Source organism: Citrobacter sp. L55 (assembly GCF_002850715.1).
GTDB classification, from domain to species: Bacteria; Pseudomonadota; Gammaproteobacteria; order Enterobacterales; family Enterobacteriaceae; genus Citrobacter; species Citrobacter braakii.
This window is the reverse complement of record NZ_KZ559415.1, coordinates 63,829-87,708: the sequence shown is the minus strand read 5'-3', so window position 1 is coordinate 87,708 and position 23,880 is coordinate 63,829. Positions and strand designations below refer to the sequence as shown.

Below are 23,880 nucleotides of genomic sequence, written 5' to 3'. Positions count from 1 at the left end.
CTTAGAAGGTGTCACAATGAACGATTCACTAAAAGCGCAATGCATTGCTGAGTTTTTGGGTACCGGGCTGTTTTTGTTTTTTGGTATTGGCTGCCTGAGCGCTCTGAAAGTCGCAGGTGCCAGCCTGGGATTGTGGGAGATCTGCATCATTTGGGGGCTGGGGATCTCGCTTGCAGTCTACCTGACGGCCGGGATTTCTGGCGCGCATCTCAACCCTGCTATCACCATCGCACTGTGGCTGTTTGCCTGTTTTCCGGGGCGCAAAGTATTACCTTACACTGTGGCGCAGGTCGCGGGGGCCTTTGGTGGCGCTTTGCTGGCTTATTTGCTCTACGGCAGTCTGTTTACCGAGTATGAGTCGGCCCACCAGATGGTGCGCGGCAGTCTGGAAAGCCTGCACCTTGCCAGTATTTTTAGTACTTATCCTGCGGCGGCGCTCAGCGTCTGGCAGGCAGCTTTGGTCGAAGTGGTGATTACCTCCATTCTTATGGGGATGATCATGGCGCTGACTGACGACGGTAACGGCGTTCCTAAAGGTCCGTTGGCACCATTGCTGATTGGTATTCTGGTTGCTGTTATCGGCGCATCCACCGGTCCGCTCACCGGATTTGCGATGAATCCGGCGCGTGATTTTGGTCCTAAATTGTTTGCCTGGATGGCCGGGTGGGGAGATGTTGCGATGACCGGTGGGCGTGATATCCCTTATTTCATTGTACCGATTGTGGCCCCTATCATCGGCGCGTGCGCAGGTGCAGCAATTTATCGTTATTTGATTGGCAAAAATTTACCGTGTAATACGTGTAAGCTGGACGAAAATGAGAGCTAGCTTCACAGAAGAAGTTTATTTTTGAAAAGTAAAAACTGTTTTCGTGATCCGGTATCCTGAACTGCCCAAAAAGTCTCCCAAGAATGGGAGACTTTTGTTATGTTCAATTACGACTTTCATCAATGCTCAGGATGGCAGGGTGAAAACGAATGTGAATAATATGTTTTATTTATAACAATAAATTAACTGAGAGGTTTTATCATGATTTCTGCGAGTGCCCTGAACTCAGAACTCATTAATAAAATCGCACAGGATTTTGCGCAGGCCACCAGTCTGGCCGTTGTGGTTGTCAATATTCACGGTGATGAAATTTCTGAGCTTTTTAATTTCACCCCTTTTTGCCAGTTGATGCGTCAGCATCCTCAGCACAGTACCCGTTGTCGTATGAGCGATCGCTGTGGAGGGCTGGAAGCCTCTAAATCCGATCAACCCTGCATCTATCGCTGCCACGCCGGACTTACCGATTTCTCAATTCCGCTGGTCATTGCGGGGCACCTGGTAGGGTTTGTGCTTTGTGGCCAGGTACGCTTAAGTAACGATGTTGGTTTGGTTGATATTCTGAATGTAGATGACCGCTGGCAAGCCGATCCCGAACTGGTCAACGAGTTTCGTAATGTACCGGAAATGGATTATTCGCGAGTCATCGCCTCAGCGGATCTGCTGAAGCTCATCGTAGAAAATTGCCTTAAGAAACAACTTAATTTTGTGGTTATCAAAGATAACCCGCAGCAGTCAGAGCCGGTACGCGCTAACCGCAGCACCAATCCTCATGACAGCAAAATGAAAAAAGCACTGCGTTATATTGATGCGCATTTATCAGACGAATTGCGTCTGGAGGATGTAGCCTCTCATGTTTACCTTAGCCCTTACTATTTCAGCAAATTGTTCAAAAAATATCATGGTATCGGTTTTAACGCATGGGTAAACCAGCAGCGAATGGCCAGTGCAAAAGAGCTGCTTTGCCACAGTGACTGGAGCATAGCCAGCATTGCGCGTAATTTAGGATTTTCGCAAACCAGTTATTTTTGCAAAGTTTTTCGTCAAACGTATCAGGTCACGCCGCAGGCATTTCGCCAACAAATAAATGTCATTTCACGTGGCGAATCCGCTTAAATGGCAATATTTTGCTATTGCCGATTTTTGATATAGGGCGCTATGCCAGTCATTATAAAATGAAAAGTAGCGACAGCAGTCAATAAATTGTCATAGCGCAACAAAATATTAGTATTAGAGGGATAAACTGCACCAGTTTTTATTTTTGTGATGAGATACAGTGTCTCTGTGAATGACTTTCTTTATTCTTTGTTGGCACTTTCATTCAGAATGCGAGCATATGAATAAGTGGGTTTATGCCAGGTAATTGGTTGAATGAACCCGGCAAGATATTAAATTGAATTATTGTCATGAGGTCGTGAATTTACCTCATAACAGAGAGCTTAATTAATCAGGCTCTTGAACTGACAGGTTTGCCACATTTGTGGTAGGGAAGGGGGTGAGAATCCCCCGCAGCCCCCGCTGCTGTGATGCTGACGACCCCGTATTGACCACTGATCGCAAGATTGGGAAGGACGGGTGAGGATGACGCTAAGCCAGAAGACCTGCCTGTCAGTGACTACCAACAACTTCGGTGGGAAGTGGGTGGTTCAGATGCATACAGTCGAGAGACTGGGTATCTTTACACCCCTACCACCCTGAACAGGATCAGGGTATGGCGGCCAATTTTCACGCTTTTGTTCTTGCAGGTACCGGAAGCGGCTGTGGTAAAACCACGGTGACGCTGGGCCTGTTGAGCTTGTTGAAAAAACGCGGTTTACGCGTCCAGCCTTGCAAAGTAGGCCCCGATTACCTTGATACCGGCTGGCATACCGCGGTATGCGGCACTGCTTCCCGCAATCTTGATAGCTTCATGCTTCCCGTCCCCACCCTGAATGCTTTATTTCGCGAGCACATGCAACATGCGGATATCGCCGTTATTGAAGGCGTTATGGGGTTGTATGACGGATACGGCACCGACCCAAACTACTGCAGCACCGCCGCGATGGCCAAACAGTTAGGCTGTCCGGTTATCCTACTGGTTGATGGCAAAGCCGTTTCCACCTCGATCGCCGCGACGGTAATGGGGTTTCAGCATTTTGATCCAACCCTGAATATTGCCGGCGTTATTGTTAACCGGGTTAACAGCGAAACGCATTACCAGCTCCTGAAAGTGGCGATTGAGCGTTACTGCGCTGTACCCGTCTTAGGCTACGTTCCCCGTATGGAAGGCGTTGCGCTTCCCGAGCGTCATCTGGGTTTGGTTACCGCGCGTGAGTCGGTTATCAACCAGCAGCCGTGGCAGGCGTTTGCCGCGACGCTGGAGCAAACCCTTGATATCGACGCGCTGCTGAGATTAAGCCAGTTAGACACGCTTCCTGCTGGTGAATGGCCAGCGTTGCCCGCCTCAGACGCCGGGGCAGGGCTAACGCTTGCCATCGCCGATGACGAAGCGTTCAATTTCTACTACCCGGACAACATTACGCTACTGGAGCGCACGGGGCTTAAGATTGTCCGTTTTAGCCCGTTGCACGACACCTGTTTACCCGACTGTCAGATGATCTGGCTGGGGGGTGGCTATCCTGAGTTACATGCTGCGGCGTTGGCCCGTAATATTGCGATGCTTAACCAACTGCGGGCGGCGCACCAGCAAGGTGTCGCGATTTATGCCGAGTGCGGGGGGCTGATGTACCTCGGCAGTTCGCTGGAAGACAGCCAGGGTGATACCTGGCTGATGGCGGATATCATTCCCGGTCACAGCAAAATGGGAAAACGTCTGACCCGATTTGGCTACTGCGAAGCGCAGGCCGCGCAGCAGACGTTGTTAGCTGCAGAAGGCGAAGTGCTGCGCGGACATGAATTCCACTACTCCGATTTTACCCCTGAAACCCCCGCGGTGATGAACTGTCGCAAAGTGCGCGATGGCAAAACGCTGCAAGCCTGGTCCGGCGGCTGGCAGGTGGGAAATACCTTTGCCAGCTATCTACACGTTCATTTTGCTCAACGTCCGCAGATGCTTAACCACTGGCTGGCAGCCGCGAGGAGCGCACTATGACCATCCTCGCGTGGTGTGTTGCCTGGCTGCTTGATTTTATCATCGGCGATCCGCAGAACTGGCCGCATCCGGTGCGCTGGATTGGCAATCTGATTTCTGCGGTGCAACGGGTTGTTCGGCGTTACTGCCATAGCGACCGTGCGCTACGCATCGGTGGCGCGGTGATGTGGATTGTGGTGGTTGGGCTGACCTGGGCTGTGTCCTGGGGAGTACTGGCGCTGGCGCACTCTATTCATCCCTGGCTTGGTTGGGTGGTTGAGGTCTGGATGATCTTTACCGTGCTGGCCGGGCGCTGCCTGGCAAACGCCGCGCAGGATGTCGAGCGTCCGCTACGTGCCGGTAACCTTGCTGCAAGTCGGGAAAAGCTGTCATGGATTGTAGGACGTGATACCTCGCAATTACAGCCACAGCAGATCAATCGCGGCGTAGTGGAAACCGTGGCAGAGAACACCGTTGATGGCATCATCGCGCCGCTGTTCTTCTTGCTCCTCGGCGGTGCGCCTCTGGCGATGGCCTACAAAGCGGTAAACACCCTTGACTCCATGGTGGGCTACAAACATGAAAAATACCGCGCTATCGGTATGGTCAGCGCTCGTCTGGACGATGTCGCAAATTATATTCCCGCGAGACTAAGTTGGCTGCTGCTGGGCGCAGCGGCATTTTTATGTCGCCAGGACGGCGCGCGTGCTTTGCAGATTGGCTGGCGCGATCGCTACAACCACAGCAGCCCAAACTGCGCGTGGTCAGAAGCGTCCGTAGCCGGGGCATTAGGAATTCGTCTGGGTGGTCCTAATGACTACTTTGGCGAGCGCGTTGAGAAACCGTGGATCGGTGATGCACAACGCGACATTTCGGTAGACGACATTTCCCATACGATTCGATTGATGTGGGTGGCATCGATGCTGGCACTGGCGCTGTTTATTGCGCTGCGGTGGCTGCTGGTCGGTGTGGCCTGAGGACAACACAATGCAATATATCCAGCAACCCCAGGCGATTGAGGCCAAAAGTTTCGACATTATTGGCGAGATCATCCGTGAAACCCGCCCGGACTATCAGTTTGCCAGCCCGTTACATGAAGCCATTATCAAGCGGGTCATTCACACGACAGCGGATTTCGACTGGCTGGACATTCTGTGGTTTTCCAGTGATGTACTGGAGCAGTTCTGTGCGGCGCTTAGCCGTTCGAGCGTGATTTATACCGACACCACTATGGCCCTTTCCGGGATTAATAAAACGCTGCTGGCAAAATTCGGTGGCGAATGCCGCTGCTACATCAGCGACCCGCGGGTCGTGCGGACGGCAAAAGAGCAGGGCATTACCCGGTCAATGGCGGCCGTTGACATTGCGGTGAAGGAAGAGGGTGAAAAGCTGTTTGTGTTTGGCAACGCGCCGACAGCGCTGTTCCGCCTGCTTGAGCATGATGTGGCCGTCAGTGGCGTAGTTGGCGTACCGGTTGGGTTCGTCGGTGCAGAAGAGTCGAAAGATGCACTGACCCAAAGCAATCTACCCGCCATTGCTGCGTTAGGTCGTAAAGGGGGAAGTAACGTCGCCGCCGCGATCGTCAACGCCATGCTTTATCACATGCAGGGGGTGCGATGAGCGAGTCCTTCGATACGCCGGTGTGGCACAACGGTAAAGCGCTGCGTAAAGGATATACCACGGGATCGTGCGCGACGGCGGCGGCAAAAGTGGCGGCGCTGATGGTATTGCGCCAGCACCTGATCCATCAGGTTTCTATCGTGACGCCATCAGGTGTGACGCTGTGTCTGAACGTAGAGTCACCGCATATCGAAGGACAGCAGGCGATAGCCGCCATCCGCAAAGACGGTGGCGATGATGTGGATGCCACCCACGGCATGCTGATTTTTGCCCGCGTGACGTTAAACGATAGCAAAGAGATAACCCTTCAGGGCGGGGAAGGCGTTGGCACGGTAACCCGCAAAGGGATCGGCCTGCCAGTGGGCAGTTCGGCGATTAATCGCACACCTCGCCAGACCATTGAGTCTGCGGTTCGTGAGGCGATTGGTCCGAATCGTGGGGCGCAAATTGAAATTTTCGCACCGGAAGGCGAAGAGCGGGCACAAAAAACCTACAACTCCCGCCTTGGCATTCTGGGCGGCATTTCGATCATTGGTACGACTGGGATCGTCACGCCGATGTCAGAAGAAAGCTGGAAACGTTCACTGTCGCTGGAACTGGAAATTAAGCGAGCGGCGGGGCTGGAGCGTGTCGTACTGGTGCCAGGAAACCACGGCGAACGTTTTGTGCGTGAGCAGATGGGGATCGACACCCAGGTTGTGGTCACTATGAGCAATTTTGTCGGCTACATGATTGAAGAAGCCGTCCGTCTGGGGTTCCGACAAATTGTGCTGGTGGGACACCCTGGTAAGCTCGTCAAAATTGCGGCGGGGATCTTTCATACCCACAGCCATATTGCCGATGCTCGCATGGAAACGCTGGTGGCCCACCTCGCGTTACTGGGTGCGCCGCTGGAACTGCTCACGCTGGTCAGCGACTGCGATACCACCGAGGCGGCGATGGAACACATAGAAGCATACGGTTTTCAGCACATTTACAACCATCTGGCTAAGCGCATCTGTATGCGCGTCCTGCAAACGTTGCGCTTTACCAAAAATCCCCCGACCTGTGACGCCATCATGTTCTCTTTTGATAATCAGGTGCTTGGAAGTAATCGCCCGGTCGCAGAGATTGCTGAGGAGATGCAATGTTAACCGTTGTAGGGATGGGGCCAGCCGGTTTGCATTTGATGACGCCTGCGGCACGTGAAGCGGTCGCAACGGCTGATGTTCTGGTCGGTGGAAAGCGACATTTGCAGCAATTCCCGGATTTTACCGGTGAACAGTTTGTTCTCGGCGCCAATATTCTCGAACTCTTGAACTGGATTTGCGCGCACCAGGAACAACGCGTTGTGGTGCTGGCATCTGGCGATCCGCTGTTTTACGGCATCGGGACGCGCATGGTGGCGCATTTCGGTATTGAAAATGTGCGCATTATTCCCGGTATTAGCGCGGTGCAGTACCTGTGTGCGCAGTCCGGTATTGATATGAACGATATGTGGCTGACCAGTAGCCATGGTCGCAGCGTCTGTTTCGATGAACTGGCGCGACATAACAAGGTGGCGATGGTGACAGATGCGCAGTGCGGCCCGCGTGAAATTGCGCAGCAGCTCATTGCACGAGGCAAGGGACATCGCTGGATGGTGATTGGCGAAAACCTGGCAATGGAAAACGAACGGATCCATTTCCTGCCTGTGAACGAAGTTAACGCCGACTATGACATGAATGCAGTGGTGATCCTTGATGAAAGATGAGCTGTTTTTACGTGGAGAGAAAGTGCCGATGACCAAAGAAGCGGTACGTGCACTTGCCCTCTCAAAACTTGAATTACACCGCGCCAGTCACCTGATTGATATTGGCGCGGGAACCGGCAGCGTGTCGATAGAAGCCGCGCTGCAATACCCTGGATTGCGCGTGACGGCAATCGAGCGTAACCCGGCGGCGCTCAGGTTGCTGGATGAAAACCGCCAGCATTTTGCCTGTGCAAACATCGACATTTTTCCCGGTGTTGCGCCGATGACCATCGCTGAAAAAGCCGATGCCATTTTCATGGGTGGCAGCGGTGGCCATTTGACTGAACTGATTGACTGGTCAATGCGTCAATTGCATCCCGCAGGGCGGCTGGTGATGACATTCATCCTCCAGGAAAACCTCAACACCGCGCTGGCACATCTGGACCATCTTGGCGTACCGGGAGTGGATTGCCTGCAGCTACAGGTTTCCTCGCTTACCACGCTTGGCAGTGGTCACTATTTCAAACCGAATAACCCCGTATTTGTTATCGCCTGTCAGAAGGAAGGAAACCATGTCTGAGATTTTTGATCCCCGTAGCGTGTGGTTTGTTGGCGCAGGTCCTGGCGATCGCGAGCTGATTACCCTCAAAGGTTACCGGTTGCTACAGCAGGCGCAGGTTGTTATTTACGCCGGCTCGCTGATTAACACGGAATTGCTGGAATATTGCCCTGCTGGTGCTGAATGCCACGACAGCGCTGAGCTGCATCTGGAGCAGATCCTTGATCTGATGGAAGCCGGAGTGAAAGCGGGTAAGACCGTGGTGCGTCTGCAAACCGGCGATGTTTCGCTGTACGGTTCCGTGCGCGAGCAGGGCGAGGAACTGACCAAACGCGGGATTGACTGGCAGGTGGTGCCCGGCGTCAGCGCATTCCTTGGCGCGGCGGCGGAGTTGGGCGTTGAATATACCGTGCCTGAGGTCTCACAGAGCCTGATTATTACCCGCCTGGAAGGACGCACGCCGGTGCCGGAGCGCGAACAGCTGGAGTCATTTGCCAGTCACCAGACATCTATGGCGATTTATCTGTCCGTTCAGCGTATTCATCGTGTGGCCGAGCGTTTGATTGAAGGCGGTTATCCGGCGACCACGCCCGTGGCGGTGATCTACAAGGCAACCTGGCCGGAAAGCCAGACCGTGCGCGGTACCCTGGCGGATATTGGCGACAAGGTTCGTGATGCGGGCATCCGTAAAACGGCCCTTATTCTGGTCGGTAATTTCCTGGGCTCGGAGTATCACTACTCCAAACTCTATGCGGCGGACTTTAGCCATGAATACCGTAAAGCCTGAGTCAATTGCGCTTTTTTGCCTGACCCCGGGAGGCGTTACGCTGGCAAAACGTCTGGCGGCCATGCTGCCGGTCACCTGTTTTACCAGTGAAAAGCTGCTGGAGGAGGGATTCATTCCTTTCGAAAACGGCTTTGCGAATACCGCCCGCGAAGCGTTTGCGAATTACTCGGCGCTGATTTTTATCGGTGCGACCGGCATTGCGGTGCGCGTGCTGGCCCCGCTGGTCAACGACAAATTTTGCGATCCGGCGGTGGTGGTCATTGATGAACGCGCCCAGCATGTCATTAGCCTGCTCTCCGGTCACGCGGGCGGTGCCAATGCGCTGGCGCGGTATCTGGCGGGCATGTTGGGCGCCGATCCGGTGATCACCACTGCGACGGATGTCAACGATATGGCGGCACTGGATACGCTGGCATTTCAACTGAATGCCCGGATGAGTGATTTCCGTTCGGCGGTGAAGATCGTTAATCAGATGCTGGTCAGTAATAAGCGGGTTGGGCTGTGGTGGGATGATGAACTGACGCAGGATGTCAGTCATTGCGACCGGCGCGGTTTTATCACGGTAACCGATCTCAATCAGCTTCCTGAACTGGATGCGCTGGTGTGTATCACCTTACGCACCAACTTACCCGATCTGCCTGTTCCGCACTGGAAGCTGGTGCCACAACGTGTTGTGGCCGGAATTGGTTGTCGTCGTGACACGCCGTTCCCGTTGCTGGCCGCGCTGCTTGCCAGGCAACTCGAAGCTCAGCAGCTCGATCCGCTGGCGCTTAAAGCGATTGGCAGTATCACGCTGAAAAAAGATGAACAGGGACTTATCCAACTGGCTTCGTGCTGTCGCGTTCCTTTCGAAACCTTTACTGCTGACGCGCTGCGTGAGCATGAACACCGTTTTCCGGCCTCATCGTTTGTTCGCAAAACGGTGGGTACAGGAAGCGTTTCCGGTCCTGCAGCCTGGCTGCTGAGCCACGGAAAACTGTTAGGCGAGACCCTGCGAGAACAGGGCGTCACTATCACTTTGGGAGTTTCACACTGATGTTAAGCGTAATTGGAATTGGCCCTGGCTCGCAGGCAATGATGACCATGGAAGCCGTTGAAGCATTGCAGGCAGCGGAAATCATCGTTGGCTATAAAACCTACACCCACCTGGTAAAAGCGTTCACTGGCGACAAGCAGGTGATCAAAACCGGGATGTGCAAAGAGATTGAACGCTGCCAGGCGGCGATCGAACTGGCGCAGGCAGGTCACAATGTGGCGCTGATCAGCAGCGGTGATGCAGGGATTTACGGTATGGCCGGGCTGGTGCTTGAGCTTGTCAGCAAGCAAAAGCTGGACGTTGAGGTCAGGCTGATCCCAGGAATGACGGCAAGCATTGCCGCCGCCTCTTTGCTGGGCGCGCCGTTGATGCACGACTTCTGCCACATCAGCTTAAGCGATCTGTTAACACCGTGGCCAGTTATCGAAAAACGCATAGTGGCTGCCGGCGAAGCAGACTTTGTAATCTGTTTCTACAACCCGCGCAGTCGGGGTCGCGAAGGTCATCTGGCGCGCGCATTTGAGCTGCTTTCTGCCAGCAAGAGCGCGCAAACGCCGGTGGGTATTGTGAAGTCAGCCGGACGTAAAAAACAGGAAAAATGGTTGACCACCTTGGGTGAAATGGACTTTGAACCGGTTGACATGACCAGCCTTGTGATCGTTGGCAACAAAACAACCTATGTTCAGGACGGCCTGATGATCACGCCACGAGGTTATGTGCTGTGAATTACGGTGATGTGTTGGTCATGGGCGGTACCAGCGATGCGCGCATGCTGTGCCAGCAACTGGACGCAGCCAATGTGGCCTACACCCTGTCAGTTGCGACCCCAACGGGGAAGCAGCTGGCGGGAGATATCAAAGGTCAGGTGCGCTGCGGACGTCTGGAACGCGAACAAATGATTGCCTGGCTACAGGAAAATCAGACGCGCTGGGTGATAGACGCCTCGCATCCGTATGCCGAGGTGGTGAGCCGCAACATCATAAACGCCTGCGAAGCGGCGGGGGTACTGCTGAGCCGCTATCAACGTCCTGAGCAGTTGAGCGGTTTAACCCATCCGCAGCTTTATACCGTACAGAGTATTCAGCAAGCCTGCGAGGTTGCGCGCCGCTTCGGTGACCGCGTGCTGCTGACGACCGGCAGTAAAGATCTGGCTATCTGGCGCGAAGGGTTGCCTGAAAAAACGCTGCTGGCGCGCGTCCTGCCTGTACCCGAGGTTATTCAGCAATGCGCGGACCTGGGATTTGGCGTCGGTGAGATTTTTGCATTGTGCGGGCCGTTTAGCGCTGAGTTCAACGCTGCGTTTTATCGCCAGTGTCAGGCTGATGTGGTGATCACTAAGGCATCCGGTGCGGAAGGTGGTTATCAGGAAAAAGTTCAACCCTGTCTGGATGCTGGTATCCCCTGCATCGTGATTACACGTCCGGCACCGTTGGTGACGGGAGAAGAGTTACTGGAAAGTCAGGCCGCCTTTGGGGCGCGTTTAACGCGCTGGCTGGCCGCTGCTTAAGGAGTTAGAGATGAAAAAGGCGCTTCTGGTGGTCAGCTTTGGCACCAGCTATCACGACACCTGTGAGAAAAATATTGTGGCTTGCGAGAGCGATCTCGCAGCCAGTTGCCCTGACCGCGACCTGTTTCGGGCGTTTACCTCCGGGATGATTATCCGCAAGCTCAAGCAGCGCGACGGCATTGAGATCGACACGCCGCTGCAGGCGCTGCAAAAGCTGGCGGAGCAGGGGTATCAGGACGTGGCTATTCAGTCGTTGCACATTATCAACGGTGATGAATACGAAAAAATTGTCCGCGAAGTGCAAAGCATGCGCCCGCTTTTTTCTCGCCTGACGCTGGGTGTTCCGCTGCTGAGCAGCCATGACGATTACGCCCAGCTGATGCTGGCGCTGCAACAGCAAATGCCGGTGCTTGGCGAAAATGAAAAAGTGGTGTTTATGGGACACGGTGCCAGCCATCATGCCTTTGCCGCCTATGCCTGCCTCGACCATATGATGACGGCACAGCGCTACCCGGCGCGGGTTGGGGCGGTGGAAAGCTACCCGGAAGTCGATGTGCTGATTGAAAGTTTGTCTCAGGAAGGGGTGACGGCGGTGCATCTGATGCCGCTGATGTTAGTTGCTGGCGATCATGCCATCAATGATATGGCCTCTGACGAAGAGGATTCGTGGAAAACATTGTTCAATGCGGCCGGGATACCGGCTACGCCGTGGCTCAGTGGTCTGGGTGAGAATCCGGCGGTTCGCGCTATGTTCGTGGCGCATTTACAACAGGCGCTTAATGTGGCGCTGGAGGAAGCGGCATGAGCGGAAAACTGTACGCATTAAGCACCGGGCCTGGCGCTTCCGATCTTATCACCGTGCGGGCCGCACGCACGCTGGGTACGCTGGATATTCTCTATGCGCCTGCCGGGCGTAAAGGTGGCGACAGTCTGGCGCTGTCGATCGTACGTGAATATATCGGCGAGCAGACCGAAGTTCGCTGCTGCCATTTTCCTATGAGTGCTGACAGCGCTGAAAAAGAGGCGGTATGGGATGACGTTGCGGCCGCGCTGGTTCAGGAAGTCGAAGCGGGTAAGCAGGTGGGCTTTATTACTCTCGGCGACGCCATGCTGTTCAGCACCTGGGTTTTTTTACTCCAGCGTATTGGCTGTCCTGACTGGTTAGAAATCGTCCCGGGCGTGACCTCTTTTGCTGCGATTGCAGCGCGCTCAAAAACGCCGCTCGCCATGGAGCAACAGTCACTGGCCGTGGTCTCCTGTACCGCGCCGGAAGCGGAAATCCAGCAGGCGTTAAAGCAGCATGACAGTCTGGTGCTGATGAAGGTATACGGTCGTTTTGCGCGCATCAAAGCGCTGCTGCAACAAGAGGGTTTGTTGGGCTGTGCATTGATGATGTCTGAAGCCACGCTGCCGGGTGAACAGTGCTGGCGTCATCTCGATGAGGTGAGCGACGATCAGCCGCTGCCTTATTTCTCGACCATTCTGGTCAATAAACAGTGGGAGTATGCACAATGAAGCTTGAACAACAGCTAAAACAGCTGTCTTTCAGCGGGTTGGCTGCGGCGCTATTACTGATGGTTGTTCCTGAACAAGCGTTCGCCATGCACATAATGGAAGGTTTCTTGCCACCGATGTGGGCGCTGGCCTGGTGGCTGCTGTTTTTGCCGTGCCTGTGGTACGGGCTGGTGCGGCTGCGCCAAATCGTGCAGGAAGATAGTCACCAAAAAGTATTACTGGCTCTGTGCGGCGCGTTTATTTTTGTGCTGTCGGCGCTGAAAATTCCTTCTGTTACCGGAAGTTGCTCGCACCCTACCGGGGTAGGCCTGGCGGTTATCCTGTTTGGACCGGGCGTGGTGGCAATCCTCGGGGCAATCGTCCTGCTGTTCCAGGCGCTGTTGCTAGCGCACGGTGGTTTGACAACGCTTGGCGCTAACGGCATGTCGATGGCGGTGATTGGCCCGGTAGTGGGTTACATGGTGTGGAAAATGGCCTGCCGTGCGGGGTTGCGTCGTGATGTTTGCGTCTTCCTGTGCGCGATGCTGGCGGATCTCGTCACCTATTTCGTGACCTCGGTGCAACTGGGCGTGGCGTTCCCGGACCCATCCGCAGGTGCTACGGGTTCAATCATCAAGTTCATGGGGATTTTCTGCCTGACGCAGATCCCAATTGCGATAGCGGAAGGTCTGCTCACCGTAATGATTTATGACCAGTTAACCAAACGGCAGTTGATTACCGCTCAAGGACATTAACGATGAAAAAGACGCTGATTTTGTTAGGGATGGTAGTGGCGCTGGTGATCCTGCCGTTCTTTATCAACCATGGTGGAGAGTACGGCGGCTCAGACGGTGAGGCGGAGAGTCAGATTCAGGCAATTGCCCCACATTATGAGCCGTGGTTCCAGCCCTTGTATGAACCGGCAAGCGGTGAGATTGAAAGCCTGCTGTTTACGCTTCAGGGATCGCTGGGCGCAGCAGTGATTTTCTACATTCTGGGTTACACCAAGGGCAGGCAACGCCGTGATGACCGGGCTTGACAGGCTTAGCTATCAAAGTCGCTGGTTTCATGTCTCACCCGTGCGGAAATTTCTGCTCTGGCTGATGATGATGATTCTGGCGTTTACTCTGCCCCCGTTGGGGCAGGGTATTGAGCTGTTACTGATTGCCGCGCTGAGCTGCTGGCTGCTGCGCATTTCCTTCTGGCGCTGGTGTCGCTGGATGGCATTACCGTTTGGTTTTCTGACGGTCGGCGTCGTGACCATTCTGTTTAGTTTTAGCCGCGATCCGCAGACGCTGCTGACCAGCATCCCCGTTGGAAGCTATTGGTTAGGCGTTAGCGCGCCAGGGCTTGTCACCGCCAATGAAACCTTCTGGCGCAGCCTGGCTGCGCTGGCGGCAACGTTCTGGCTGGTACTGAATCTGCCGTTTCCGCAATTGATTATCTTACTCAAACGCGCGCACGTTCCTCGCCTGCTCACTGAGCAGATCCTGCTAACCTGGCGCTTTATTTTTATCCTGTTAGATGAGGCGCTGGCTATTCATCGCGCACAAACGCTACGTTTTGGTTATCGTAGCTTGCCGTTGGGCTATCGCTCGCTGGCGATGCTGGTGGGATTGCTGTTTACTCGCGTGTTGATCCGCTACCAGCAAATGACCACCACACTGGATATCAAACTGTATCAGGGTGATTTTCACCTGTAAGGAAAAGTATGCTTGCCACTTCAGCGCTTTGGTTTCGCTATCAGGATGACCCAATCCTCAAAGGGCTAACGCTGGATTTTTCAACGCATGCCGTCACCGGGCTGGTCGGTGCTAATGGCTGCGGGAAATCCACGCTGTTTATGAACCTGAGTGGTTTACTGCGCCCGCAGGAAGGCGCGGTGATGTGGCAAGGCAAACCGCTGGATTACAGCAAGCGCGGCCTGCTGGCGCTGCGTCAGCAGGTGGCAACCGTATTTCAGGATCCCGACCAGCAAATTTTTTATACCGATATCGACAGCGATATTGCCTTCAGCCTGCGCAACCTTGGGGTGGATGAAGCTGAAATCTCCCGCCGGGTGGATGATGCGCTCACGCTGGTAGATGCCCAGCATTTTCGCCATCAGCCAATTCAGTGTTTAAGTCACGGGCAAAAAAAACGTGTGGCGATTGCCGGGGCGTTGGTGTTGCAGGCGCAGTATTTGCTACTGGATGAACCTACTGCGGGCCTTGACCCATCAGGCCGCACGCAGATGATTGAGATAATCAAACGCATCGTAGCGCAAGGAAACCACGTGGTTATCTCCAGCCATGATATCGATCTTATCTATGAAGTCAGCGATGCAGTGTACGTTTTACGCCGGGGTGAAGTGCTAACGCACGGCTCGCCGGGTGATGTGTTTGCCCGGACGGATCTTATTGAACAAGCGGGATTAACTCAGCCCTGGCTGGTGAAGCTGCATACCGAGCTGGGCTTCCCGCTGTGTAAAACAGAGGCTGAATTTTTTAGCTGTATGCGAGAGAACGCACTGAAGGAGGCGTCATGACGCAGGCAATAATGTTGCAGGGAACGGCATCTGATGTAGGTAAAAGCGTGTTGGTCGCCGGTCTGTGTCGAATTTTTTATCAGGATGGACTGCGTACCGCACCGTTCAAATCGCAGAACATGGCGCTGAACTCTGGCATTACGCCAGAGGGCAAAGAGATGGGCCGCGCGCAAATTTTTCAGGCTGAGGCCGCCGGTATTACGCCAGATGTGCGTATGAATCCGGTGCTGCTTAAGCCGACCAGCGATCGTAAAGCGCAAGTTGTGCTGATGGGCAAAGTGGCAACCGATATGGATGCGGTGAGCTACCACGAGTACAAACCGAAACTACGGGATCAAATCCTGTCTGTTTATAACAGTCTGGCGCAGGAGTTCGATGTGCTGGTACTGGAAGGGGCGGGAAGCCCGGCTGAGATTAACCTGCGCGATCGCGATATCGTCAATATGGGGATGGCAGAAATGGCACAGTGCCCTGTCGTTCTGGTAGCGGATATCGACCGCGGCGGGGTGTTTGCCTCCATTTACGGCACGCTGGCGCTACTGCACGACCATGAACGCGCCAGGGTAAAAGGGGTGATCATCAATAAATTTCGCGGTGATGTGGCGTTGCTGTATTCCGGGATTGAGCAAATTGAAGCGCTGACCGGCGTTCCGGTCCTGGGCGTCATGCCATGGCTGGACGTTGATCTGGAAGATGAAGATGGCGTTGCGCTGCAAAAGGGCAAATATTTGCGCACAGACAAACGCGACATCGATATCGCCGTTGTTCAGATACCACACATTTCTAACTTTACTGATTTCAATGCGCTTGCCGCACAGCCGGATGTGCGCGTGCGCTATGTTCGCCAGCCTGAAGAGTTGGCGGGGGCCGATCTGGTGATTCTGCCCGGCAGCAAAAACACCCTGGGCGATCTGGTGTGGCTGCGTGAAAGCGGGATGGCGCATGGCGTGGTGCAATTACATCGTAATAACGTACCCGTAGTGGGGATTTGCGGTGGCTATCAAATGCTCGGCGAAACCATCATTGATGAAGTTGAGTCAGGACTCGGTACGTTGCCGGGTCTGGGCTTGCTCGATACCGTAACGCATTTTGCCCAGCACAAAACCACGACCCTGGTTGAAGGACAAATGTCCTCCTCGCTGCCGGACTGGCTGGCGGGTACCGCGGGATTATCCGTTCGCGGTTATGAAATTCATATGGGCGAAACGGCATTAACCGAGGAATGCCGGTCGGTGATGACGCTGCGTAAAGACGGCGGCAACGTGGCTGATGGCGCGGTCACTGCCGATGGCCTGGCGTTCGGCACCTATCTTCACGGTCTGTTCGACAGCGATGAATTTACCCGTGCGCTGGTTAATGGCCTGCGAGAACGTAAAGGGTTAGCGCCGCTGGATTCCACCTTCCATTACGCGCAATATAAATCGCAGCAGTTTGATCTGCTGGCGGATGCGATGCGGCAACACATCGATATTGAGAAAATTTATACCATCATGCAGCAACACCGGGAGCCAGTATGATGATTCTGGTGACTGGCGGCGCGCGAAGCGGCAAGAGTCGGCATGCGGAAGCGCTGATCGCAGACTCTCCAAACGTTTTATATATCGCGACTTCGCAGATTTTTGATGAGGAGATGGCTGCGCGAATTCAGCATCATCGTGACGGACGTCCTGCGTACTGGCGGACAGCCGAACGCTGGCAACATCTCGATGAACTGATTACGGCAGCAAACGATCCACAAGAAGCCATTCTGCTGGAGTGCATCACCACGATGGTGACTAACCTGCTGTTTGCGCTGGGCGGTGACAGCGACCCGGATAGCTGGGATTACGCGGCGATGGAGCAATCTATTGAGGATGAAATTCGTTCGCTGATTGCGGCCTGTCAGCGCTGTCCGGCCAGGGTTGTGCTGGTCACTAACGAAGTCGGAATGGGGATTGTTCCGGAGAACCGTCTGGCACGGCATTTTCGCGATATTGCAGGACGTGTGAACCAGCGACTGGCGGCGGCGGCTGATGAGGTCTGGCTGGTGGTATCAGGAATTGGAGTCAAAATTAAATGAGTAAGTTGTTCTGGGCAATGCTCTCTTTTATTAGTCGCTTGCCCGTTCCTGCTCGCTGGTCGCAAGGACTGGATTTCGAGCACTATTCTCGTGGCATTGTGATGTTCCCGCTAATTGGCGTCGTGCTGGGAGGGCTGACGGGGCTGGTCTTTATGGCGCTGCAGCCCTGGTGTGGTGTGCCGTTGGCGGCCCTGTTTGCAGTCCTCACGCTGGCGTTATTAACCGGGGGATTTCATCTCGACGGTCTGGCGGATACCTGTGACGGTATTTTTTCGGCCCGTCGACGTGAGCGGATGCTGGAAATCATGCGTGACAGCCGCCTGGGGACTCACGGTGGACTGGCGTTAATTTTCGTGTTGCTGGCAAAAGTGCTGGTGGTGAGCGAACTGGCTTTGCGGGGCACGCCGATGCTGGCGGCGCTTGCTGCCGCTTGTGTCGCCGGGCGGGGTACCGCTGTTTTGCTGATGTATCGACATCGCTACGCCCGCGAAGAAGGGCTGGGCAACGTCTTTATCGGTAAAGTCACCGGGCGTCAAACCTGCGTCACGTTGGGATTCGCGGCGATCCTGGCTGCCGTGCTTCTTCCTGGCATGCGCGGCGTGGCGGCGCTGGTTGTTACGATAGTGGCGATTTTTATTCTTGGGCAGTTATTAAAACGCACGTTGGGTGGGCAGACCGGCGATACGCTGGGCGCGGCCATTGAACTTGGCGAGTTGATTTTCCTGCTGGCTCTGCTCTGAGTCAGCCAACATACTGGAACCCTTATGCAGACTTTAACCTCTTTACTCCACGCAATCCCTTCACCTGATAGTGCTGCGATGCTGCGTGCACAGCAGCATGTCGATGGCTTGCTTAAACCGCCAGGAAGTCTTGGTCGACTCGAGTCGCTCGCCGTGCAACTGGCCGGAATGCCGGGTCTGAAGGGCGTACCGCATGTGAATGGCAAAGCGATGCTGGTGATGTGCGCCGATCACGGTGTATGGGATGAAGGGGTTGCTGTTTCGCCTAAAATCGTCACGGCTATTCAGGCTGCTAATATGACGCGTGGGACGACAGGCGTTTGTGTGCTTGCCGCTCAGGCGGGGGCAAAGGTACATGTGATTGATGTCGGCATCGATGCTGAGCTTATCCCTGGCGTGGTGAATATGCGCGTGGCGCGCGGCTGCGGCAATATTGCACAAGGCCCGGCGATGAGTCGTTCGCAGGCCGAGGAGCTGCTGCTGGAGGTTATTCGCTATACCCATGAGCTGGCCAAAGATGGGGTAACGCTGTTTGGCGTCGGTGAACTTGGTATGGCAAATACGACACCAGCGGCGGCAATTGTCAGCGTACTGACCGGCAGCGATGCCGAGGATGTGGTGGGTATCGGCGCTAACCTGCCGCTTTCAAGAGTAGGCAATAAAGTCGATGTTGTGCGGCGAGCAATTGCCATCAATCAACCGGATCGTAATGACGGTATCGATGTGCTGGCTAAGGTAGGCGGGTTTGATCTGGTCGGCATGGCGGGTGTGATGTTGGGGGCGGCCTCCTGCGGCCTGCCGGTCGTGCTGGACGGTTTTCTCTCTTATTCCGCCGCGCTGGCGGCCTGCCAGATTGCGCCGCAGATTAAACCTTACCTGATCCCGTCACATTTCTCCGCCGAGAAGGGGGCTCGCACCGCGCTGGCGCATCTTGAACTGGAGCCGTATCTCAATATGGGGATGCGTTTGGGCGAAGGCAGCGGGGCCGCGCTGGCGATGCCGATTGTTGAAGCCGCCTGTGCAATGTACAACAACATGGGGCAGCTTGCCGCCAGTAACATTGTGCTTCCGGATGGTAAGGAAGCATAGTTACGTGAGTTCCTGACCCCGCCTTATGGCGGGTTTTTTTATGCGGATTTTAGTCGTAACCCACTAAAACAGATAATAAAAGCTATAATTAACGGATATCTGCTGCGGCGAGGGAAAGGAAAAAGATGCGTCGTGTAAAACTGCTTTGTTCACTCATTATGCTGCTCGTGAGTCAGAGCGCGCAGGCGGTGAGTTATCCACTCCCGCCTGAAGGCAGTCGCCTGGTGGGGAGCCCTTTGACCATTACGGTACCTTCAGGAAACACTCAGCCGTTGGAAGCTTTTGCCGCGCAGTACGGACAGGGGTTGAGCAATATGCTGGAGGCCAATCCCGGCGTGGATGTTTTTCTGCCTAAGTCTGGCTCTACGCTGGTTGTGCCACAGCAACTGATATTACCGGATACTGTACGCGAGGGGATCGTAATCAACGTCGCAGAAATGCGCCTTTACTATTATCCCGCTGAAAGCAATACGGTTGAGGTTTTACCCATTGGCATTGGCCAGGCGGGTAGAGAAACGCCGCGTAACTGGGTGACGGCGGTAGAACGTAAGCAGGAAGCACCAAGCTGGACGCCTACGCCGAATACCCGGCGCGAATACGCAGCGCGTGGGGAAAGCCTGCCGGCGTTTGTTCCTGCCGGGCCTGATAACCCGATGGGACTGTATGCGATTTATATCGGCAGGCTTTATGCCATTCATGGCACAAATGCGAATTTCGGTATTGGTCTGCGGGTAAGTCAGGGGTGTATCCGTTTACGTAATGACGACATTAAATATCTGTTTGATACCGTACCGGTAGGGACGCGTGTGCAACTGATAGACCGACCGGTGAAATACAGCGTAGAGCCTGACGGTAGTCGCTGGGTGGAAGTGCATGAACCACTGTCACGAAACCGGTCGGAATACGAGTCTGACAGAAAAGTTCCCTTGCCAGTCACCCCCGCGCTGCGCACCTTCATCAGCGGGAATGACGTGGATATGAGTCGCGGAAATCAGGCACTGGAAAGACGCTCCGGCATGCCGGTGAATATCAGTCTGATTCAGACCCATTACTAATTTTCAAGGCGACCCTGTGACCTTTAGTCTGGGTGGGTCGCTTTTTTAATTTGATATTGTCCCTTTTTTACCACGCCAATATGGTCTGCCATTAGCTGCGCCTCGTGTTCGCTGTGTGTAACCAGCAGTGCCGTTTGCCCGGCGGCACGCAAAATATCCCGTACCTCGTTGCCAAGACGCTCACGCGTGCGCTTATCAAGGCTGGAGAAAGGCTCATCGAGCAGCAGGATTTCCGGATGCGGCGCCAGCGCGCGCGCAAGAGCGATACGCTGCTGTTGACCGCCGGACAGTTCATGCGGATAACGGTCGGCATGACTGTGCAACTCCACCATTTTTAACAGTTCCGCCACCCGGACCTGCTGCTGCTCACGCGGCATACGTCGTAACCCAAAGGCCACGTTTTGTTGCGCCGTCAGGTGAGGGAATAACGCATATTCCTGAAAGACCATGCCGACATGCCGTTTTTCCGGCAGCAGATGAACACCGGAACCGGCAACGCGGCGCTGCGACACATAGATCTCTCCGCTTCGCAGCCGTTCAAATCCGGCAACTGCGCGTAACACTGTGGTTTTTCCGCAACCTGAAGCGCCCAGTAAACAAGCGATCTCTCCTTTACGTACCGACATTGAAAACCCGCTCAGCACCGATTGCTGGCTGTTGCCGTAGGCAACATGCACATCCTGGAGTCGTAATGCAATTTCTGACATTGTTACTCTCTTAACCACGGCGAGTCATCTGGTGACGCACCAACAAAATAACCGGTAGCGTGCCAGCTAAAACAATCATTAGCGCGGCGATAGCACCTTCTTCATAGGTTCCACGAGCGGCTTCTGCATACAGCAACGTTGCCAGCGTTTCGAAGTTTACCGGGCGCAACAGCAACGTTGTTGGCAGTTCTTTCATGGCATCGGCAAAAACCAGCAGGGCGCTACTCACTAACGCCGGGCGCAGCAATGGGAAATGAACCCGTGCAAATGTGCCCGCACCATTCTCACCCAACAGACGAGAAGCCTGCTCCAGCGAAGGAGGAATGCGGCCCAGGCCGGAATCCAGTGCGCCGATAGCAATCGCCTGGAAACGCATGGCACAACAAATTACCAGCAGGATCCCGGCAGACATCAGCGGCAGGCCGCGAACATCCAGTAAATCTGCCAGCCAGCGGTCGACTGCCATGGCGGGGGTTAAAAAACCAATCGCCAGAATTGTACCGGGAACCGCGTAGCCTAAAGAAGCCAGACGCATTACACCACGGCGAAATCCTGGCATCGCGTTGTCTGCGGCGCTATGCCGCGCGCTCCAGGCCACCAACATACTGACGCAAACCACCACCAACGTGGTTCCCGCGGCCAGTGATAACGTATTTTGTAATGCAGCCAGTAATGAGGAGGATATAGGGCTCTCGTCACCTATACGTTTGGCGCTTTCCCAGATTAAAAACAGCACCGGGGCCAGAAAGCCCAGCACAACCGGCAGCGAAATAACGACACCGAGTAGCCAGCCACGCCAGCCTTGCACGCGGGTGGGTTGAATTTCCCGCAGGCTACGGCTGCTGAATCCCTGTTTTCTGCGGCCATAAAATTCCAGCGTCAGAATAAAGAATATAAACATCAGCATCATGCAGGCGATTTGCGCTGCGGCAGATAAATCAGAGCGAGAGATCCACGTGGTGTATACGGTAACGGTTAACGTTTGTACCCCGAGAAATTCCGACGCGCCAATATCGTTAAGCGTCTCCAGCAGCGCCAGACTGATCCCGACGGCCAGTGCCGGGCGTGCCATGGGGAGTGCAACACGAAAAAAGGTCCCGGTTGCGCTGCAACCCAGCGTACGCGCTGCTTCCAATAGATGGGCCGGCTGGCTGATAAACATGGCGCGGGTTGTCAGGTACACGTAAGGATAAAGTACTAATCCGAGCAAGATTATTGCGCCGGAAAGGGAACGTAAATCGGGCAGGCGGAACTGTCGCGGGCTGTCAAAGCCCAGTAAGAAACGGATAAAGGTTTGCAGGGGGCCAATCGGATGCAGCAGATCGAGCCATGCGAAGGCAACGATGTAGGTCGGCATTGCCAGCGGCAACAGCAGCGCCCAACTGAGAATTTTTCGCCCAGGGAAACCCATGCCGTTACCGCCCATGCGCTGCCTACGCCAATGACGCCAACCATTATCGCGACACCCGCTAGCAACAGCACGGTGTTTTTTAGCGCTGAAGGCAGTACATATGTCATAAGATTATCCCAGTGGGATAAATCAGCGTGGCTGGCCTGCCAGATCAGCGCAATGATGGGTGTCAGGACGCCAAGCGCGACGCACAACGCGCCAAGATGCAACGGCGTTAATAATGACTGCGGCCCGGAAACCAGGCCGCGTAACGTCGGGAACTGCAGCGATTTATTGATCGAATCCAACTTTATCTACCAGCTAACTAGCTTGTTTACGATACTTCACGATCTCGGTGAGCGGTGTTTTATCGACGTCGATTTCACCGATTGTGGCGCTAATGACCGGGTCAAGCGTTACGCCTTTCAGTACCGGATATTCGAAGTTCGCTTTCGCATACTGCTGCTGGGCAGGCGCGGAAACCAGATATTCCATCAGCTTAACGGCATCGGCTTTATTTGGCGCATAGCGGGCAACGGCAGCGCCGCTGATGTTGACGTGCGTACCGCCATTTTCAAAGGTTGGTTTAACGACTTTAATGGCATCGCCCCACTGACGAGCATCGCTGCCTTCTTTGGCGTTTTTCATATGGCCGACATAATAGGAGTTGGCCAGACCAATATCACAAATTCCACCGAGGATATCGCGGGCAACATCGCGATCGCCGCCGGTGGCTTTACGCGCCAGGTTAGCCTTGACACCGCGTAGCCATTCTTCGGTTTTAGCTTCACCATGATGGGCAATCATCGCGGCGATCAGCGCCGTGTTGTAGGGGTGCTGACCGGAACGAATACAAACTTTACCTTTGTATTCAGGACTGGCGAGCTGTTCGTAATGCCAGTTATCGATTGGCAGCGACTTCTCGGCATACAGTACGCGGGCGCGCATTGAAAGCGCAAACCACTGATTATCCGCACCGCGCAGATTCGCCGGAATGGCGGCTTTCAGCGCTTCTGACTCTACCGGCTGAGTGACGCCGGCTTCAACTAAATCGATGAGATTTCCGGCATCGACGGTCATCAGCAGGTCGGCAGGGGAGTTTTTGCCTTCCGCCTTAACACGCTCAAGCATACCGTCTTTGATATAGACCGTACTTACTTTGATACCGCTGGTTTTAGTCCAGCTATCAAGTAAAGGCTGGATCAGGCCCGGTTCACGGGTGGTGTAAAGCGTTAACGTTTCCTGAGCGAAAGCCGGCAGGCTGACAGAGAAGAGGAGGGCAGAGGCAAGCGTGATACGGCGCAATCCGGTGCGAGTCAGAGCATTCATCGTTTTTATCCCAGAGTAATTGGAACATACAGTGAACCGAGTCGGGGCTCGTTCTTTTGGCTCGCGTACAATAAATGATAATCACTAGCACTTACAATAATTGCAAAGTTTAAACGATTTACATTTACACAACTTTAATCAACGATGTGATGCGGCATGGAATGGGGAGTTATGGCAGACTGAGCGCTTATAGAGGCAGCTTTTACACAGACGTTAAAAGCAAAAAGCCCGCTTAAGTTTCCTTAAGCGGGCTTCTTAAATTTGGCTCCTCTGACTGGACTCGAACCAGTGACATACGGATTAACAGTCCGCCGTTCTACCGACTGAACTACAGAGGAATCGTGTGAACGAGGCGCATATTACTGACCTCATCATGA

The 23,880-nt window shown here is 54.4% G+C and carries 25 protein-coding genes, 1 tRNA gene, 1 pseudogene and 1 riboswitch; of the genes and pseudogenes, 23 read left to right on the top strand and 4 right to left on the bottom strand.

The features are described 5' to 3' along the window. The first annotated feature begins 16 nt into the window (after positions 1-16). From pduF to ldtA, 23 genes are all read left to right on the top strand, one after another. Entirely contained in the window at positions 17-826 is an 810-nt protein-coding gene (pduF, locus tag B9P82_RS23620) for a propanediol diffusion facilitator PduF (protein WP_016153527.1), read from the top strand. Between the two features lie 201 nt (positions 827-1,027). Next, entirely contained in the window at positions 1,028-1,939 is a 912-nt protein-coding gene (gene pocR, locus B9P82_RS23615; protein ID WP_016153526.1) for a transcriptional regulator PocR, read from the top strand. Positions 1,940-2,271: 332 nt separating this feature from the next. Next, positions 2,272-2,447, top strand: a riboswitch (cobalamin riboswitch). An 87-nt stretch (positions 2,448-2,534) separates the two neighbouring features. After that, the gene (locus tag B9P82_RS23610; RefSeq protein ID WP_101701040.1) at positions 2,535-3,914 is read left to right on the top strand and encodes a cobyrinate a,c-diamide synthase; all 1,380 of its coding nucleotides are present in this window, start codon (positions 2,535-2,537) and stop codon (positions 3,912-3,914) included. Next, a complete protein-coding gene (cbiB, locus tag B9P82_RS23605; RefSeq protein WP_047357938.1) occupies positions 3,911-4,870 on the top strand; it encodes an adenosylcobinamide-phosphate synthase CbiB in 960 nt (319 codons plus the stop codon). The genes B9P82_RS23610 and cbiB overlap by 4 nt, the downstream gene beginning before the upstream one ends. Positions 4,871-4,880: 10 nt before the next feature. Next, positions 4,881-5,513, top strand: a complete 633-nt coding sequence (locus tag B9P82_RS23600; protein ID WP_101701039.1) for a cobalt-precorrin-8 methylmutase — start codon at positions 4,881-4,883, stop codon at positions 5,511-5,513. Then, positions 5,510-6,646 (top strand): cobalt-precorrin-5B (C(1))-methyltransferase CbiD, encoded by a 1,137-nt coding sequence (gene cbiD, locus B9P82_RS23595; RefSeq protein WP_016153523.1) that lies wholly within the window; start codon positions 5,510-5,512, stop codon positions 6,644-6,646. The genes B9P82_RS23600 and cbiD overlap by 4 nt, the downstream gene beginning before the upstream one ends. Next, entirely contained in the window at positions 6,640-7,245 is a 606-nt protein-coding gene (locus B9P82_RS23590) for a cobalt-precorrin-7 (C(5))-methyltransferase (protein WP_019077093.1), read from the top strand. Before cbiD ends, B9P82_RS23590 begins: the two co-directional genes overlap by 7 nt. Beyond that, positions 7,235-7,804 (top strand): decarboxylating cobalt-precorrin-6B (C(15))-methyltransferase, encoded by a 570-nt coding sequence (locus B9P82_RS23585; protein WP_016153521.1) that lies wholly within the window; start codon positions 7,235-7,237, stop codon positions 7,802-7,804. The genes B9P82_RS23590 and B9P82_RS23585 overlap by 11 nt, the downstream gene beginning before the upstream one ends. Then, complete coding sequence (locus tag B9P82_RS23580) at positions 7,797-8,570, top strand: cobalt-precorrin-4 methyltransferase (protein WP_003030275.1); 774 nt, start codon at positions 7,797-7,799, stop codon at positions 8,568-8,570. The genes B9P82_RS23585 and B9P82_RS23580 overlap by 8 nt, the downstream gene beginning before the upstream one ends. Continuing rightward, positions 8,551-9,606: a cobalt-precorrin 5A hydrolase gene (gene cbiG, locus B9P82_RS23575; RefSeq protein WP_016153520.1), complete on the top strand. Its 1,056-nt coding sequence runs from the start codon at positions 8,551-8,553 to the stop codon at positions 9,604-9,606. The genes B9P82_RS23580 and cbiG overlap by 20 nt, the downstream gene beginning before the upstream one ends. Beyond that, on the top strand, positions 9,606-10,331 hold the full coding sequence (locus B9P82_RS23570; protein WP_003030278.1) for a precorrin-3B C(17)-methyltransferase: 726 nt from the start codon (positions 9,606-9,608) through the stop codon (positions 10,329-10,331). Before cbiG ends, B9P82_RS23570 begins: the two co-directional genes overlap by 1 nt. Beyond that, positions 10,328-11,113, top strand: coding sequence for a cobalt-precorrin-6A reductase (locus B9P82_RS23565; protein WP_101701038.1), 786 nt, complete (start codon positions 10,328-10,330; stop codon positions 11,111-11,113). The genes B9P82_RS23570 and B9P82_RS23565 overlap by 4 nt, the downstream gene beginning before the upstream one ends. 10 nt (positions 11,114-11,123) lie before the next feature. Next, complete coding sequence (locus tag B9P82_RS23560) at positions 11,124-11,918, top strand: sirohydrochlorin cobaltochelatase (RefSeq protein ID WP_019077091.1); 795 nt, start codon at positions 11,124-11,126, stop codon at positions 11,916-11,918. After that, positions 11,915-12,628, top strand: coding sequence for a cobalt-factor II C(20)-methyltransferase (locus tag B9P82_RS23555; RefSeq protein WP_016156863.1), 714 nt, complete (start codon positions 11,915-11,917; stop codon positions 12,626-12,628). Before B9P82_RS23560 ends, B9P82_RS23555 begins: the two co-directional genes overlap by 4 nt. Further along, on the top strand, positions 12,625-13,362 hold the full coding sequence (gene cbiM, locus B9P82_RS23550) for a cobalt ECF transporter S component CbiM (RefSeq protein WP_016153516.1): 738 nt from the start codon (positions 12,625-12,627) through the stop codon (positions 13,360-13,362). The genes B9P82_RS23555 and cbiM overlap by 4 nt, the downstream gene beginning before the upstream one ends. Before the next feature lie 2 nt (positions 13,363-13,364). Then, positions 13,365-13,646, top strand: coding sequence for an energy-coupling factor ABC transporter substrate-binding protein (locus tag B9P82_RS23545; protein ID WP_006683999.1), 282 nt, complete (start codon positions 13,365-13,367; stop codon positions 13,644-13,646). Beyond that, a complete protein-coding gene (locus tag B9P82_RS23540; protein ID WP_101701037.1) occupies positions 13,633-14,310 on the top strand; it encodes an energy-coupling factor ABC transporter transmembrane protein in 678 nt (225 codons plus the stop codon). The genes B9P82_RS23545 and B9P82_RS23540 overlap by 14 nt, the downstream gene beginning before the upstream one ends. 8 nt (positions 14,311-14,318) lie before the next feature. Next, positions 14,319-15,134, top strand: coding sequence for an energy-coupling factor ABC transporter ATP-binding protein (locus B9P82_RS23535; protein WP_046275697.1), 816 nt, complete (start codon positions 14,319-14,321; stop codon positions 15,132-15,134). After that, the gene (locus B9P82_RS23530) at positions 15,131-16,651 is read left to right on the top strand and encodes a cobyric acid synthase (RefSeq protein ID WP_049270773.1); all 1,521 of its coding nucleotides are present in this window, start codon (positions 15,131-15,133) and stop codon (positions 16,649-16,651) included. Before B9P82_RS23535 ends, B9P82_RS23530 begins: the two co-directional genes overlap by 4 nt. Then, positions 16,648-17,193, top strand: a complete 546-nt coding sequence (cobU, locus tag B9P82_RS23525) for a bifunctional adenosylcobinamide kinase/adenosylcobinamide-phosphate guanylyltransferase (protein ID WP_101701036.1) — start codon at positions 16,648-16,650, stop codon at positions 17,191-17,193. Before B9P82_RS23530 ends, cobU begins: the two co-directional genes overlap by 4 nt. After that, positions 17,190-17,933 carry an adenosylcobinamide-GDP ribazoletransferase gene (cobS, locus tag B9P82_RS23520; protein WP_019077089.1) on the top strand — a complete coding sequence of 248 codons (744 nt, stop codon included), beginning with the start codon at positions 17,190-17,192 and terminating at the stop codon, positions 17,931-17,933. The genes cobU and cobS overlap by 4 nt, the downstream gene beginning before the upstream one ends. A 24-nt stretch (positions 17,934-17,957) precedes the next feature. After that, positions 17,958-19,022: a nicotinate-nucleotide--dimethylbenzimidazole phosphoribosyltransferase gene (cobT, locus tag B9P82_RS23515; protein WP_101701035.1), complete on the top strand. Its 1,065-nt coding sequence runs from the start codon at positions 17,958-17,960 to the stop codon at positions 19,020-19,022. Positions 19,023-19,147: 125 nt separating this feature from the next. Next, positions 19,148-20,077: a L,D-transpeptidase gene (gene ldtA, locus B9P82_RS23510; protein WP_019077087.1), complete on the top strand. Its 930-nt coding sequence runs from the start codon at positions 19,148-19,150 to the stop codon at positions 20,075-20,077. 23 nt (positions 20,078-20,100) lie between these two features. Here the strand turns inward: ldtA and B9P82_RS23505 are convergent, their stop codons facing one another. The 4 genes and pseudogenes from B9P82_RS23505 to B9P82_RS23490 form a co-directional block, all read right to left on the bottom strand. After that, positions 20,101-20,784: an ABC transporter ATP-binding protein gene (locus B9P82_RS23505; RefSeq protein WP_101701034.1), complete on the bottom strand. Its 684-nt coding sequence runs from the start codon at positions 20,782-20,784 to the stop codon at positions 20,101-20,103. Positions 20,785-20,794: 10 nt separating this feature from the next. Then, a pseudogene (locus B9P82_RS23500) lies at positions 20,795-22,482 on the bottom strand (ABC transporter permease). Between the two features lie 13 nt (positions 22,483-22,495). Then, positions 22,496-23,503, bottom strand: a complete 1,008-nt coding sequence (locus B9P82_RS23495) for an extracellular solute-binding protein (RefSeq protein ID WP_101701033.1) — start codon at positions 23,501-23,503, stop codon at positions 22,496-22,498. Positions 23,504-23,765: 262 nt separating this feature from the next. Next, positions 23,766-23,841 (bottom strand) — tRNA-Asn (locus B9P82_RS23490). Between the last annotated feature and the right edge of the window lie 39 nt (positions 23,842-23,880).